The sequence below is a fragment of the Serratia sp. CoH_122_TC_1 genome (assembly GCF_058191755.1).
The window spans coordinates 1-13,356 of the sequence record NZ_JBXWLA010000013.1 but is presented as its reverse complement, the minus strand read 5'-3'; the positions used below and the strand labels follow the sequence as shown (position 1 = coordinate 13,356).

General features: G+C 53.1%; 16 protein-coding genes. 14 read left to right on the top strand and 2 right to left on the bottom strand.

The window, feature by feature from the left end; genetic code table 11:
* Window positions 1-30: 30 nt before the first annotated feature.
* Entirely contained in the window at window positions 31-1,944 is a 1,914-nt protein-coding gene (locus AC2FC2_RS17035; protein ID WP_265556008.1) for an ABC transporter ATP-binding protein, read from the bottom strand.
* Between the two features lie 256 nt (window positions 1,945-2,200).
* Between AC2FC2_RS17035 and kefG the strand changes: the two genes are divergently transcribed.
* The 4 genes from kefG to slyD all read left to right on the top strand — a co-directional run bounded on the left by kefG (window position 2,201) and on the right by slyD (window position 5,498).
* Window positions 2,201-2,752, top strand: coding sequence for a glutathione-regulated potassium-efflux system ancillary protein KefG (kefG, locus tag AC2FC2_RS17030; protein ID WP_209639452.1), 552 nt, complete (start codon window positions 2,201-2,203; stop codon window positions 2,750-2,752).
* Window positions 2,753-2,754: 2 nt separating this feature from the next.
* Window positions 2,755-4,563, top strand: coding sequence for a glutathione-regulated potassium-efflux system protein KefB (gene kefB, locus AC2FC2_RS17025; protein WP_209639077.1), 1,809 nt, complete (start codon window positions 2,755-2,757; stop codon window positions 4,561-4,563).
* 14 nt (window positions 4,564-4,577) lie between these two features.
* Window positions 4,578-4,781, top strand: a complete 204-nt coding sequence (locus tag AC2FC2_RS17020) for a YheV family putative zinc ribbon protein (protein WP_209639075.1) — start codon at window positions 4,578-4,580, stop codon at window positions 4,779-4,781.
* A gap of 120 nt (window positions 4,782-4,901) precedes the next feature.
* Window positions 4,902-5,498 carry a peptidylprolyl isomerase gene (gene slyD / locus AC2FC2_RS17015; protein ID WP_209639073.1) on the top strand — a complete coding sequence of 199 codons (597 nt, stop codon included), beginning with the start codon at window positions 4,902-4,904 and terminating at the stop codon, window positions 5,496-5,498.
* Between the two features lie 58 nt (window positions 5,499-5,556).
* On the opposite strand, the gene AC2FC2_RS17010 is transcribed toward slyD, so the two are convergent.
* Window positions 5,557-5,784 carry a SlyX family protein gene (locus tag AC2FC2_RS17010; protein ID WP_209639071.1) on the bottom strand — a complete coding sequence of 76 codons (228 nt, stop codon included), beginning with the start codon at window positions 5,782-5,784 and terminating at the stop codon, window positions 5,557-5,559.
* A gap of 40 nt (window positions 5,785-5,824) precedes the next feature.
* On the opposite strand from AC2FC2_RS17010, the gene AC2FC2_RS17005 reads away from it, so the two are divergent.
* The 10 genes from AC2FC2_RS17005 to tuf all read left to right on the top strand — a co-directional run.
* On the top strand, window positions 5,825-5,983 hold the full coding sequence (locus AC2FC2_RS17005) for a hypothetical protein (RefSeq protein ID WP_490659596.1): 159 nt from the start codon (window positions 5,825-5,827) through the stop codon (window positions 5,981-5,983).
* A gap of 170 nt (window positions 5,984-6,153) precedes the next feature.
* Window positions 6,154-6,987, top strand: coding sequence for an FKBP-type peptidyl-prolyl cis-trans isomerase (gene fkpA / locus AC2FC2_RS17000; RefSeq protein WP_209639069.1), 834 nt, complete (start codon window positions 6,154-6,156; stop codon window positions 6,985-6,987).
* A 399-nt stretch (window positions 6,988-7,386) separates the two neighbouring features.
* Window positions 7,387-8,109 (top strand): helix-turn-helix transcriptional regulator, encoded by a 723-nt coding sequence (locus AC2FC2_RS16995; RefSeq protein ID WP_209639066.1) that lies wholly within the window; start codon window positions 7,387-7,389, stop codon window positions 8,107-8,109.
* Window positions 8,109-8,498: a sulfurtransferase complex subunit TusD gene (gene tusD / locus AC2FC2_RS16990; protein ID WP_404760850.1), complete on the top strand. Its 390-nt coding sequence runs from the start codon at window positions 8,109-8,111 to the stop codon at window positions 8,496-8,498. Before AC2FC2_RS16995 ends, tusD begins: the two co-directional genes overlap by 1 nt.
* A gap of 8 nt (window positions 8,499-8,506) precedes the next feature.
* A complete protein-coding gene (tusC, locus tag AC2FC2_RS16985) occupies window positions 8,507-8,866 on the top strand; it encodes a sulfurtransferase complex subunit TusC (protein ID WP_265556007.1) in 360 nt (119 codons plus the stop codon).
* Between the two features lie 9 nt (window positions 8,867-8,875).
* Window positions 8,876-9,163, top strand: a complete 288-nt coding sequence (tusB, locus tag AC2FC2_RS16980) for a sulfurtransferase complex subunit TusB (protein WP_209639062.1) — start codon at window positions 8,876-8,878, stop codon at window positions 9,161-9,163.
* A 142-nt stretch (window positions 9,164-9,305) separates the two neighbouring features.
* The gene (gene rpsL / locus AC2FC2_RS16975; protein ID WP_004930426.1) at window positions 9,306-9,680 is read left to right on the top strand and encodes a 30S ribosomal protein S12; all 375 of its coding nucleotides are present in this window, start codon (window positions 9,306-9,308) and stop codon (window positions 9,678-9,680) included.
* A 96-nt stretch (window positions 9,681-9,776) separates the two neighbouring features.
* Window positions 9,777-10,247: a 30S ribosomal protein S7 gene (rpsG, locus tag AC2FC2_RS16970; protein ID WP_012147229.1), complete on the top strand. Its 471-nt coding sequence runs from the start codon at window positions 9,777-9,779 to the stop codon at window positions 10,245-10,247.
* Window positions 10,248-10,344: 97 nt separating this feature from the next.
* The gene (gene fusA / locus AC2FC2_RS16965; RefSeq protein WP_209639060.1) at window positions 10,345-12,459 is read left to right on the top strand and encodes an elongation factor G; all 2,115 of its coding nucleotides are present in this window, start codon (window positions 10,345-10,347) and stop codon (window positions 12,457-12,459) included.
* Between the two features lie 70 nt (window positions 12,460-12,529).
* Window positions 12,530-13,356 (top strand): elongation factor Tu (tuf, locus tag AC2FC2_RS16960; RefSeq protein ID WP_490659595.1); only part of this gene is annotated, 827 nt, incomplete at its 3' end.

Sequence of the window (13,356 nt, the reverse complement as noted above, 5' to 3'; positions counted from 1 at the left end):
ATTCTCCGATAACGATAGCGGCCTTGAATGTTAAGATTCAAATTCCTGGGCCAGGCTTTCCAACTGCTCTTGCGCATCCAGCCAGGTCATTTCCGTCTCTTCCAGTGCGGATTTGGTTTGGCTTTGTTTTTGCAGGCATTCAGTCAGCTCAGCTTTACGGCTGATGTCGTACAGTGCCGAGTCCGCCAGTTTCTCTTCTATCGCCGTCAGTTCGGCACCCAGTTTTTCCATCTGCAGTTCCAACTTGGCGATCTGCTTGCGCAGCGGCTGGGTTTGGGTGCGGAATTCGGCCTCGCGGCGTTTCTGATCTTTACGTGCCTGTGCGCTGTTGGCGTTGTTTTCTTTGTCTGGCGCATCTTGCTGGTTTTCCTGCCGTTGCAGGTCGCTCAGCCATTGCTGATAGTCGTCAAGATCGCCTTCGAACACCTCGACCTGGCCATCATGCACCAGATAGAGATCGTCTGTGGTGGAGCGCAACAGGTGACGGTCGTGCGATACCACAACCAACGCGCCTTCGAAGTCGATTAACGCTTCGGTGAGCGCCTGGCGCATGTCCAGGTCCAAGTGGTTAGTGGGTTCATCGAGCAGCAGCAGGTTAGGGCGCTGCCAGACAATCAAGGCCAGTACCAGTCGTGCCTTTTCGCCGCCGGAGAAGCGCTCGGTGACCTCGGTGACCTTATCGCCCTGGAAACCAAAACCGCCCAGATAGTCGCGCAGTTGTTGTTCCAGCACTCGGGGTGCTATACGGCTCAGATGTTGCAAGGGGGATTCGTCGGCGCGCAAAAACTCCAACTGATGCTGGGCGAAGTAACCCAGCTTGATGCCCTTCGCCAGACCAATCTCACCGCTCAGTGGCTCCAGCGAGCCGGCCAGCATTTTGATCAGCGTGGATTTACCTGCCCCATTGCGGCCCAGCAGGCCGATACGCGAGCCGGGTACCAGGTTCAGCTTGATCGATTTCAGGATCACTTTGTCGCCGTAACCCGCGCTGACCTTTTCCATACGTAGCAAAGGGTTTGGCAGGCTTTCTGGCTGACGGAAGCTGAAACTGAACGGGTTATCGACGTGGGCCGGCGCAATCAGCTCCATACGTTCGAGCATTTTGATACGGCTCTGCGCCTGCTTGGCTTTGGTCGCCTGTGCCCGGAAGCGATCAATGTAACTTTGCAGATGCGCCACTTTCTCCTGCTGGGTCTGGTACAGCGCTTGTTGCTGTGCCAATTTGGTCGAGCGTTGGCGTTCGAATGAGGAGTAATTGCCGGTATATTCGTTGATGGTTTCTTGCTCAATGTGCAGGATTTTATCGACGATAGGATCAAGGAAGTCACGGTCATGCGAAATCAGCACCAGCGTACCTTGATAACCCTTCAACCAGCGTTCCAGCCAGATCACCGCATCCAGATCCAAGTGGTTAGTCGGTTCATCGAGCAGCAGTAAGTCTGAGCGACAGACCAGCGCCTGCGCCAGGTTCAAACGCATGCGCCAGCCGCCTGAGAAGGCGCGAACCGGATTGAGTAACTGCTCGTTGGAAAAGCCCAGGCCATGCAGCAGGCTGGCGGCGCGTGAGCGAATGGTCCAGGCGTCGAGTGCGTCAAGTTTACCGTGCAGTGTGGCGATGGCGTGGCCGTCGTTTTTTTCGTTTGCCAACTGCAATTCGGCTTCAAGTTGGCGGAACTCACGGTCGCCGTCGATCACATACTCAAGCGCCGGTACATCCAGCGCAGGGGTTTCCTGATTTACCCAGGCCAAAGCCCAGTTACTTGGGAAGGTGTAGCTGCCGCCGTCTGCGGTCATTTCGCCTTTCAGCAATGACAGCAGCGTTGATTTTCCGCAGCCGTTTTTTCCCACCAGACCGACCTTCTGACCTGGATTAACCGTCGCCGTGGCGTTGTCCAACAGGACGCGGGTGCCGCGTCGGATTTGTAGCGAGGAGAATACAATCATAAAGCGCCGTATGTTCAGAGTATGTTAAATTGAGGTGATTCTAAATTAACAGGCCTTATATGCCCTATGAATTTCACGTTGCAGCCAGGCGACAAGGGCGTTTATCCCAGGAGCTACTAAGGTAAGTGGCTGGGGTTAACGCACGCAGGTAGCACCGCTGCAGTTTGAAAAGCGACGGGTATGCTGTCCTATTATTAGTCTTTGCGGACCATGGTAACGGAAAACCGCTACTCTGACGACGCTTTGGAGGGGAATGATGTCACAGCCGCCGAAGGTCTTGCTGCTGTATGCCCATCCGGAATCCCAGGACTCGGTAGCGAATCGGGTTTTGCTTCGACCGGCGCAGCAGTTGGAACATGTCACCGTGCACGATTTATACGCGCACTATCCTGATTTTTTTATTGATATTCACCACGAACAACAATTGCTGCGTGAACACCAGGTCATTGTTTTTCAACATCCTCTCTATACCTACAGTTGCCCGGCCCTGCTGAAAGAATGGTTGGATCGCGTGCTGTCGCGCGGCTTTGCCAGCGGTATCGGTGGCAATGCGCTGACGGGAAAGTATTGGCGTTCGGTGATCACCACCGGTGAGCCTGAGGGTGCCTACCGTACTGGCGGCTATAACCGTTATCCGATGGAAGATATTTTGCGGCCATTCGAACTGACCGCCGCCATGTGCCACATGCACTGGATGACGCCGATGCTGGTGTATTGGGCACGCAGGCAGAAACCAGAGGTGCTGGAAAGCCATGCTGCCGCGTACGGTGACTGGTTGCGTCATCCGCTGCCACAGGGAGGGAGATGAACATGGAAGGCTCCGCCTTATTGACCGCAATTTTACTGTTTCTGTTCGCCGCGGTGGTTACGGTACCGATCGCCCGCCGGTTAGGGATTGGCGCCGTATTGGGCTACCTGATCGCCGGCATTGCCATCGGCCCCTGGGGGCTGGGCTTCATTCGCGACGTTGACGAGATCCTGCACTTTTCCGAGTTGGGTGTGGTGTTCCTGATGTTTATCATCGGGCTGGAACTGAACCCGAGCAAGCTGTGGGAGCTGCGGCGTTCCATTTTTGGTGTCGGCGCGGGACAAGTGCTGATTACCGCCGCTGTACTGGGGGCGTTGCTCTACCTTACCCATTTCGCTTGGCAGGCCGCTGTGATTGGGGGCATAGGACTGGCGATGTCTTCAACGGCCATGGCGCTGCAATTAATGCGCGAAAAAGGTATGAACCGCAATGAGGGCGGGCAACTGGGATTCTCGGTGTTGTTGTTCCAGGATATGGCGGTGATCCCGGCGCTGGCCCTGATCCCGATTTTGGCCGGTGCCGGTGGTAGCAGTGACGATTGGGCACAAATTGCACTCAAGGTTGCGGCGTTCGGCGGCATGCTGATCGGTGGGCGTTTCCTGCTGCGGCCACTGTTCCGCTACATCGCTTCTTCTGGAGTGCGTGAGATCTTTACTGCCGCCGCATTGTTGGTGGTGCTCGGGGCCGCGTTGTTTATGGATGCGCTTGGCCTGTCGATGGCGCTTGGCACCTTTATCGCGGGTGTGCTGCTGGCGGAAAGTGAATATCGCCATGAGTTGGAAATCGCCATCGAGCCGTTCAAAGGGCTGTTACTGGGGCTGTTTTTTATCTCGGTGGGCATGGCGTTAAATATCGGCGTACTCTATACCCATTTGGTCGAAGTGTTGCTCGGTGTTGTGGTGCTGGTGACGATCAAGTCAGGCGTGCTTTATACACTGTCGCGTATTTTTGGGCTGCGCAGTTCCGTGCGTTTGCAGTTTGCCGGCGTGCTTAGCCAAGGTGGGGAATTTGCCTTCGTGCTGTTTTCGGCCGCGGGTGCACAGAAGGTCTTGCAGCCCGATCAGCTTGCATTGCTGTTGGTGGTAGTAACGTTGTCGATGATGACTACGCCGTTACTGATGCAGATTATCGACCGTATTTTGGTACGCCGTTACAACGCCAAGGACGAAGACGAAGAGACGCCGTACGTGGAAGATGACGATCCGCAGGTGATTATCGTCGGCTTCGGGCGTTTTGGTCAGGTGATCGGCCGGCTGCTGATGGCCAATAAGATGCGTATTACCGTATTGGAACGGGACGTCAGCGCCGTCGGTGTGCTGCGCCGCTACGGTTATAAGGTGTATTACGGTGACGCCACCGAGCTGGAATTGCTGCGGGCAGCCGGGGCAGCGAAGGCCAAGTCGATTGTGATCACCTGTAATGAGCCGGAGGACACGATGGAAATTGTGCGCCTGTGTCAGCAGCATTTTCCCGAACTGAGCATTTTGGCGCGTGCACGTGGTCGCGTGGAGGCGCACGAATTATTGCAGGCGGGGGTCAAGCAGTTTACTCGTGAAACCTTCTCCAGTGCCTTGGAACTGGGGCGCAAAGCGCTAATGGAGCAGGGCATGCATCCGCATCAGGCCTATCGTGCTCAGCAACACTTCCGTCGGTTGGATATGCGGATGCTACGTGAGCTGATGCCACCACATCACGGCGATGTGGCGCAGATTTCCCGCGTGAAAGAAGCGCGGCGCGAGCTGGAAGAACTTTTCCACCGAGAAATGCAAAAAGAGAGTCGCCAGTTCGACGGCTGGGATGAATACGAATAATTTGGAGCACTGAGATGTCTGCAACACGCAAAAGATTTATTGCCGGAGCCGTTTGCCCAAGCTGCAAAGCCATGGATACGCTGGCCGTTTGGCGCGAAGACCAGGTTGAAGTGGTCGAGTGCGTTAAGTGTGGTCACCATCAGCGACAGACCGAAGAGCAGGTCGCAAAACACGTGAGGCCGCAGGAGCAGGTGATCGGTATTTTCCATCCTGAGTAGCGTTATCGGGCGCGTTTTTTTATGCTGGAGGGTACAGCGGGGCAGATTTCCGATACAATCTGTCCGGTTAAGGCGTAGCCCAAAGACAGTTGCGCCAAGTGTCTAACGGTAGGAGATATCATGAAAGTAGCAAAAGACTTGGTGGTCAGCCTGGCTTATCAAGTACGTACAGAAGACGGTGTGTTGGTTGATGAGTCTCCGGTGAGTGCGCCGCTGGACTATCTGCACGGGCATGGTTCTCTGATCGCAGGTCTGGAAAAAGCACTCGAAGGCCACGAAGCTGGCGATCGTTTTGACGTGAATGTTGGCGCTAACGATGCGTACGGCAACTACGACGAAAACCTGGTGCAGCGCGTGCCTAAAGACGTCTTTATGGGCGTTGACGAGTTGGAAGTTGGCATGCGTTTCCTGGCTGATACCGATCAGGGTCCAGTTCCAGTCGAAATCACCGAAGTGGACGGCGATCACGTCGTGGTTGACGGCAACCACATGCTGGCTGGCCAGAACCTGAACTTCAATGTAGAAGTTGTCGCGATTCGCGAAGCTACTGCTGAAGAACTGGCGCACGGTCACGTACACGGCGAGCACGATCATCACCACGAACACGGTGAAGGTTGCTGCGGCGGCCATGGCCACGATCACGACCATGACCACGCGCATGGCCAGGATCAGGCTAAGAAAGGCGGTTGCGGTAACGGCGGTTGCGGCTGCCACTAATCGCAGCGCAGTAACGGCAAAAAAAAGGCGGCCCTGGGGCTGCCTTTTTTATGGTCTGTCAATAATGTGGCGGCGGCGTTTCTTCCGACTGTGAGGCGATCATCGACGTTTGGGTCGAACGCAGTTTGTCGGTCAGAACGCGCAGGTGGTCCTGCAATTTCAGCATTTCAAGCTGGTGTTGTACCACCGTTTGGTTGAGTTCTTCGATGGTGACTTCCTGAAAGGCCTGGCGGCTTTCCAGCTCTTCAAGCCGCATTAACAGGCTTTGGGTATCGGCGTTGTGCATGATGCTACCTCTGACACGGTTTAATCCTGGATCTGACACTATGTTAACAGCTGCCGCTGGCTTTGCGCTGTGCTATTTCACCCGCTCCGTGAGGCAACTTCACGAAAGCGTGGCGGGCCTGTGTAAAGTGCTGAAAAATAGAGCGCTTGCTTTGACGGTATTTGTTACTGTTGCGCTGCGAGATGAAAGAAAAATCTGATTTATCATGCGGGTAGCACATTAAACGAAACTTCTGTTTAAAGCGGGAGTCACACTTTGACTCGATTGGTTACCTGTGTGACTGTTTTGTTTTCTTTCGGACAGCTATAGTAGCCCGGTTATCTTACTTAATGATTGTTTGGGGCACCGCTTCAGACACTGGAGAAATGGATGAAATCTTTGTTTAAAGTCACGCTTCTGGCAACCACCATGGCTTTTGCTCTGAATGCGACCCACGTCATGGCTGCGGATGCAGCTAAACCGGCAGAAGCGGCGAAACCTGCTGACGCGGCGCCAAGCACTGGCAAGTTCAAGAATGATGACGAACAAGCGGCTTACGCACTGGGTGCATCACTGGGTCGTTACATGGACAACTCGCTGAAAGAACAAGAAAAGCTTGGCATTAAACTGGATAAAGACCAGTTGATCTCAGGCGTTCAAGACGCTTTTGCTAACAAGAGCAAACTGAACGACGCAGATATCGAAAAAACGCTGCAGAGCTTTGAAGCACGCGTGAAGGCTTCCGCCCAGGCGAAGATGGAGCAGGACGCGAAAGATAACGAAGCGAAAGGCACTAAGTACCGCGACACCTTCGCTAAAGAAAAAGGCGTGAAGAAAACTGAATCTGGCCTGCTGTATCAGGTAGAAAAACCAGGTGCCGGTGCTGCGCCTAAAGACAGCGATACCGTTGTGGTGAACTACAAAGGCACCCTGACCGACGGCACTGAGTTCGACAACTCATACACCCGTGGCGAGCCGCTGTCGTTCCGTTTGGACGGTGTGATCCCAGGTTGGACTGAAGGCCTGAAACACATCAAGAAAGGCGGCAAAATCAAGCTGGTTATCCCACCGGCACTGGCCTATGGTAAAACTGGCGTTCCGGGCATCCCGGCTAACTCCACCCTGGTATTCGACGTTGAGCTGCTGGACGTGAAAGCGGCACCAAAAGCAGACGCTAAGGCAGAGAAGCCCGCTGACGCAGCGGCTGATGCTAAAGCGCAATAAGCCTGTCTGAGTACCTCACCGCCGCGAATATTCTTCGCGGCGGCTTTATTTTAGCACACCCAATTACGTGCCACTTTCACGCCTTACCCACTGATCGCTTGACGCCTGCCGGGCATCGGGCTTAACGTCAATACCACGCGCAAACGCAAGGATTTTACTCTGGTTGTTTTGCTAGACTAATAATCCGGGCTTATAAGTCATGCGCCTGCCCCTTAGGGCGTGTATCTAAAACTGTTCCTGGTCGTTTCGGCCTGCGGACGTTCGTCGTGCTGTTTCAGACTGATATCAGCCAGCCCACCCTGTTTTATCACAAGGGTGCGCCGCCTGTGGAAAGCAGCCTGCACGAGCAGTTTTAGCTGCGCCCCCTGGCACAGGCGATCTTTGAGGGTGGTATTTTCGATGTCTAATTCGCTTTTATCCAGCGAAGCCAGCGAACTTGATTTGCTGAATGAACGTCCGTTTACTCAGACGGATCATGAAATTCTGAAGTCTTACGAAGCCGTTGTTGATGGCCTGGCGATGTTAATCGGCGGGCATTGCGAAATTGTGCTGCACGCACTGGAAGATTTGAAATGCTCTGCGGTGCGCATTGCTAACGGCGAACATACCGGTCGGCAAATCGGTTCGCCGATCACTGACCTGGCGCTGCGTATGCTGCACGACATGGCGGGTGACGATAGCAGCGTGTCGAAAGCCTATTTTACCCGCGCCAAGAGCGGCGTGCTGATGAAGTCGGTAACTATCGCCATTCGCAATCGCGAGCAGCGAGTGATTGGCTTGCTGTGCATTAACATGAACCTCGATGTTCCCTTCTCCCAGGTCATGCAGACCTTCATGCCACCGGAAACGCAAGATGTTGCCCCGTCGGTCAACTTTGCGTCCTCCGTTGACGACTTGGTGGCGCAAACGCTGGAGTTCACCATTGAAGAAGTGAATGCCGATCGCACTGTCTCCAACAACGCGAAAAATCGCCAGGTGGTACTGAACCTCTACGAGAAGGGTATTTTTGATATCAAGGATGCGATCAACCAGGTGGCGGATCGGCTGAATATCTCCAAACACACGGTGTACTTGTACATTCGCCAGTTCAAAAGCGGCGATCTGTTGGGAACCGAACGTTGATGCTGGATTACTGTCTTTTGGTCACTGGCCCGGCGTATGGCACCCAGCAGGCTAGCAGTGCCTATCAGTTTGCACTTGCCCTTTTAGCTAAAGGGCACCGCCTTTCCAGCGTGTTTTTTTACCGTGAAGGCGTATTGAACGCCAATCAACTGACGGCACCGGCCGGTGATGAGTTCGATTTGGTACGGTGCTGGACGCAACTGGCGCAACAGCACGGTATTGCGCTCAATGTCTGTGTGGCAGCCGCGCTGCGACGTGGAGTGACCGACGAGCAAGAGGCTGCGCAGCAAGGGCTGGCTACCGCTAATCTTCAGCCGGGTTTCATCCTCAGCGGGCTGGGGTCATTGGCGGAGGCTTCGCTGAGCTGTGACCGCTTGGTGCAGTTCTGAGAGAGTTTATGAAACGAGTCGCTTTTGTTTTTACCCAGAGTCCTCATGGTAGTGCCGGTGGCAGGGAAGGGCTGGATGCATTGCTGGCCACGTCTGCGTTGAGCGAAGAGGTGGGTGTGTTTTTTATTGGCGACGGCGTACTGCAGCTTTTGCCAGGGCAGCAGCCGGAAAAAATTCTGGCGCGTAATTACATTGCGACCTTCGGCGTGTTGCCGTTGTATGACGTTGAGCAATGCTATCTGTGCCAGGCATCCTTACAGGAACGCGGTTTGGGTCAGGTGACCGACTGGGTATTGGATGCTGAAATACTGCCACCGGATGCGTTGCGCCTGCAGTTGGCCAGCTATGACGTGGTGATGACTTTTTAGGAAATCCTGATGCTGTATACCCTTAGCCGTTCCCCCACACAATGTGATTTGCCAGCATTGCTGCGCTTAACTGCCCCAGGTGATGACTTGCTGTTGTTGCAAGATGGCGTGCTGGCTGGCTTGGCTGGCAGCGCGCACCTTGAATTGCTACTCAGCGCCCCCATATCCCTTTATGCGCTGCAGAACGACCTGGAAGCCAGAGGATTGGTTGGTCATTTTTCGCACAATATTACTGTTGTCGGCTATAATCATTTCGTCGAATTAACCGAAAAACACCGCAGCCAAATGGCTTGGTGATGAGAGTAATGTTGTATATTTCTTGACACCTCAACTGCTCAGCCATAAAATTCTGCGTCCCGTACTTTGCCAGTAGTGCATACGGGGGGATTTATCACATGTTTACGAAGCAACAAACGAAGCAAAAACCAGGAGCTTTTTAATGGCAACAATTAATCAGCTGGTACGCAAACCACGCTCTGTGAAGGCTGCTAAAAGCAACGTTCCAGCGCTGGAAGCCTGCCCGCAGAAACGTGGCGTATGTACTCGCGTATATACCACCACTCCTAAGAAACCAAACTCCGCACTGCGTAAAGTATGCCGTGTGCGTTTGACTAACGGTTTTGAAGTTACCTCCTACATCGGCGGTGAAGGTCATAACCTGCAGGAACACTCCGTGATCCTGATCCGTGGCGGTCGTGTAAAAGACTTGCCAGGTGTGCGTTACCACACCGTTCGTGGTGCACTTGACTGCTCCGGCGTTAAAGACCGTAAGCAAGCTCGTTCCAAGTACGGCGTGAAGAAGCCAAAGGCTTAATGGTTCTCCGTTAAGTAAGGCCAAACATTTTCACTTTAATGTCAAAATAAACTCGTAGAGTTTTGGACAATCCTGAATTAACAACGGAGTATTTCCATGCCACGTCGTCGCGTAATCGGCCAACGTAAAATCCTTCCAGATCCTAAGTTCGGATCCGAACTGTTGGCCAAATTTGTAAATATCCTGATGGTAGATGGTAAAAAATCTACTGCAGAAGCAATCGTCTATACCGCGCTGGAGACCCTGGCTCAGCGTTCTGGTAAAGATCACCTGGAAGCTTTCGAAGTAGCTCTCGACAACGTACGCCCGACTGTAGAAGTTAAGTCTCGCCGCGTTGGTGGTTCTACTTATCAGGTACCAGTTGAAGTTCGCCCGGTCCGTCGTAATGCTCTGGCAATGCGTTGGATCGTTGATGCTGCTCGTAAACGCGGTGATAAATCCATGGCTTTGCGCTTGGCGAACGAGCTTTCTGACGCAGTTGAGAACAAAGGTTCTGCTGTTAAGAAACGTGAAGACGTTCACCGTATGGCCGAAGCTAACAAGGCGTTCGCCCACTACCGCTGGTAATTGCCACGCAGTAGTTATGCTAACCAAGCGGGCGCTTCAAGAAGCCAACCCGCTTGGGTTAACTGAACTTGAACGCCTAAGGCAATAGAGGAATCAAATGGCTCGTACAACACCCATTGAGCGCTATCGTAACATCGGTATCAGCGCCCACATCGACGCCGGTAAAACGACCACTACCGAACGTATTCTGTTCTACACCGGTGTAAACCACAAAATCGGTGAAGTTCATGATGGCGCAGCCACCATGGACTGGATGGAACAGGAGCAGGAGCGTGGTATTACCATCACTTCTGCAGCGACTACTGCTTTCTGGTCTGGTATGGCCAAGCAGTTCGAGCCGCACCGCGTAAACATCATCGACACCCCAGGGCACGTTGACTTCACCATCGAAGTAGAACGTTCCATGCGTGTTCTTGATGGTGCGGTAATGGTTTACTGTGCTGTTGGTGGTGTTCAGCCGCAGTCTGAAACCGTATGGCGTCAGGCTAACAAATACAAAGTTCCACGCATCGCGTTCGTTAACAAAATGGACCGCATGGGTGCTAACTTCCTGAAAGTTGTTGGTCAGATCAAATCTCGTCTGGGCGCGAATCCAGTTCCATTGCAACTGGCTATCGGCGCGGAAGAGAAATTCACCGGTGTTGTTGACCTGGTGAAAATGAAAGCTATCAACTGGAACGAAGCTGATGCTGGCGTGACCTTCGAATACGAAGAGATCCCTGCAGACATGCAAGAACTGGCTGCTGAATGGCACCAGAACCTGGTTGAATCTGCAGCGGAAGCTTCAGATGAGCTGATGGACAAATACTTGGGCGGCGATGAGCTGACCGAGGAAGAAATCAAGAAAGCTCTGCGTCAGCGCGTGCTGAACAACGAAATCATCTTGGTGACTTGTGGTTCTGCATTTAAGAACAAAGGCGTACAGGCGATGCTGGATGCGGTAATTGATTACCTGCCAGCTCCTACTGACGTTGCTGCAATCAACGGTATGCTGGATGACGGTAAAGATACTCCAGCTGTTCGTCACTCTACCGATGATGAGCCGTTCGCTGCGCTGGCGTTCAAAATCGCTACCGACCCGTTCGTAGGTAACTTGACCTTCTTCCGCGTGTACTCAGGTGTGGTTAACTCCGGTGACACCGTACTGAACTCCGTGAAGGCGGATCGCGAGCGTCTGGGCCGTATCGTTCAGATGCATGCGAACAAACGTGAAGAGATCAAAGAAGTTCGCGCGGGCGACATTGCTGCGGCAATCGGCCTGAAGAACGTGACTACCGGTGACACTCTGTGTGATCCAGACAATGTGATCATTCTGGAGCGTATGGAATTCCCTGAGCCGGTAATTTCTATCGCGGTAGAACCAAAAACCAAAGCTGACCAAGAAAAAATGGGTCTGGCTCTGGGTCGTCTGGCTAAAGAAGATCCATCATTCCGCGTTTGGACTGACGAAGAAACTAACCAGACTATCATCGCAGGTATGGGTGAGCTGCACCTCGACATCATCGTTGACCGCATGAAGCGTGAATTCAACGTTGAAGCGAACGTCGGTAAACCACAGGTTGCTTACCGTGAAGCGATTCGCGCGAAAGTTACCGATATCGAAGGTAAGCACGCCAAGCAGTCTGGTGGTCGTGGTCAGTACGGTCATGTTGTTATCGACATGTACCCACTGGAGCCGGGCTCAAACCCGAAAGGCTACGAGTTCATCAATGACATTAAAGGCGGTGTGATCCCAACGGAATACATCCCTGCCGTTGATAAAGGCCTCCAGGAGCAGCTTAAGTCTGGTCCACTGGCCGGTTATCCGGTAGTTGATCTCGGTGTGCGTCTGCATTTCGGTTCTTACCATGATGTTGACTCCTCCGAATTGGCGTTTAAACTGGCCGCGTCTATCGCCTTTAAAGATGGCTTTAAAAAAGCGAAACCTGTTTTGCTTGAGCCAATCATGAAGGTTGAAGTTGAAACGCCGGAAGAGAACACTGGTGACGTCATCGGTGACCTTAGCCGTCGTCGTGGTCAACTGAAAGGTCAGGAATCTAACGCTACTGGCGTTCAGATTCACGCTGAAGTTCCGTTGTCCGAGATGTTCGGATACGCGACACAACTGCGTTCTCTGACCAAAGGCCGTGCTTCTTACTCCATGGAGTTCCTGAAGTACGATGATGCGCCGAACAACGTCGCTCAGGCCGTTATTGAAGCCCGTGGTAAATAAGCTTTCGGGTTTAACACATTGATCAGTGCTCTCTCCATGAGGGGAGAGCATAAGAGTAAGGAATATAGCCGTGTCTAAAGAAAAATTTGAACGTTCCAAACCGCACGTTAACGTTGGTACTATCGGCCACGTTGACCACGGTAAAACTACCCTGACTGCAGCAATCACCACCGTTCTGGCTAAAACCTACGGCGGTTCTGCACGTGCTTTCGACCAGATCGATAACGCGCCAGAAGAAAAAGCTCGTGGTATCACCATCAACACTTCTCACGTTGAATATGACACCCCGACTCGTCACTACGCGCACGTTGACTGCCCAGGGCACGCCGACTACGTTAAAAACATGATCACCGGTGCTGCTCAGATGGACGGCGCTATCCTGGTTGTTGCTGCGACTGATGGCCCAATGCCACAGACCCGTGAGCACATCCTGCTGGGTCGTCAGGTTGGCGTTCCTTTCATCATCGTATTCATGAACAAATGCGACATGGTTGATGATGAAGAGCTGCTGGAACTGGTAGAAATGGAAGTTCGTGAACTTCTGTCTGCTTATGACTTCCCTGGTGATGACCTGCCAGTTGTTCGTGGTTCAGCGCTGAAAGCACTGGAAGGCGAAGCTGAGTGGGAAGCTAAAATCATCGAGCTGGCTGGCTACCTGGATTCTTACATCCCAGAACCAGAGCGTGCTATCGACAAGCCGTTCCTGCTGCCAATCGAAGACGTATTCTCCATCTCCGGTCGTGGTACCGTTGTTACCGGTCGTGTTGAGCGCGGTATCGTTAAAGTTGGCGAAGAAGTTGAAATCGTTGGTATCAAAGACACCGTTAAGTCTACCTGTACTGGCGTTGAAATGTTCCGCAAACTGCTGGACGAAGGCCGTGCTGGTGAGAACGTAGG

Excerpts from the sequence above, each read along its gene's own strand:
- AC2FC2_RS17035 (WP_265556008.1), bottom strand. The coding sequence starts at position 1,944 with ATGATTGTATTCTCCTCGCTACAAATCCGACGCGGCACCCGCGTCCTG.
- kefG (WP_209639452.1), top strand. The coding sequence starts at position 2,201 with ATGTCACAGCCGCCGAAGGTCTTGCTGCTGTATGCCCATCCGGAATCC.
- kefB (WP_209639077.1), top strand. The coding sequence starts at position 2,755 with ATGGAAGGCTCCGCCTTATTGACCGCAATTTTACTGTTTCTGTTCGCC.
- AC2FC2_RS17020 (WP_209639075.1), top strand. The coding sequence starts at position 4,578 with ATGTCTGCAACACGCAAAAGATTTATTGCCGGAGCCGTTTGCCCAAGC.
- slyD (WP_209639073.1), top strand. The coding sequence starts at position 4,902 with ATGAAAGTAGCAAAAGACTTGGTGGTCAGCCTGGCTTATCAAGTACGT.
- AC2FC2_RS17010 (WP_209639071.1), bottom strand. The coding sequence starts at position 5,784 with ATGCACAACGCCGATACCCAAAGCCTGTTAATGCGGCTTGAAGAGCTG.
- AC2FC2_RS17005 (WP_490659596.1), top strand. The coding sequence starts at position 5,825 with ATGTTAACAGCTGCCGCTGGCTTTGCGCTGTGCTATTTCACCCGCTCC.
- fkpA (WP_209639069.1), top strand. The coding sequence starts at position 6,154 with ATGAAATCTTTGTTTAAAGTCACGCTTCTGGCAACCACCATGGCTTTT.
- AC2FC2_RS16995 (WP_209639066.1), top strand. The coding sequence starts at position 7,387 with ATGTCTAATTCGCTTTTATCCAGCGAAGCCAGCGAACTTGATTTGCTG.
- tusD (WP_404760850.1), top strand. The coding sequence starts at position 8,109 with ATGCTGGATTACTGTCTTTTGGTCACTGGCCCGGCGTATGGCACCCAG.
- tusC (WP_265556007.1), top strand. The coding sequence starts at position 8,507 with ATGAAACGAGTCGCTTTTGTTTTTACCCAGAGTCCTCATGGTAGTGCC.
- tusB (WP_209639062.1), top strand. The coding sequence starts at position 8,876 with ATGCTGTATACCCTTAGCCGTTCCCCCACACAATGTGATTTGCCAGCA.
- rpsL (WP_004930426.1), top strand. The coding sequence starts at position 9,306 with ATGGCAACAATTAATCAGCTGGTACGCAAACCACGCTCTGTGAAGGCT.
- rpsG (WP_012147229.1), top strand. The coding sequence starts at position 9,777 with ATGCCACGTCGTCGCGTAATCGGCCAACGTAAAATCCTTCCAGATCCT.
- fusA (WP_209639060.1), top strand. The coding sequence starts at position 10,345 with ATGGCTCGTACAACACCCATTGAGCGCTATCGTAACATCGGTATCAGC.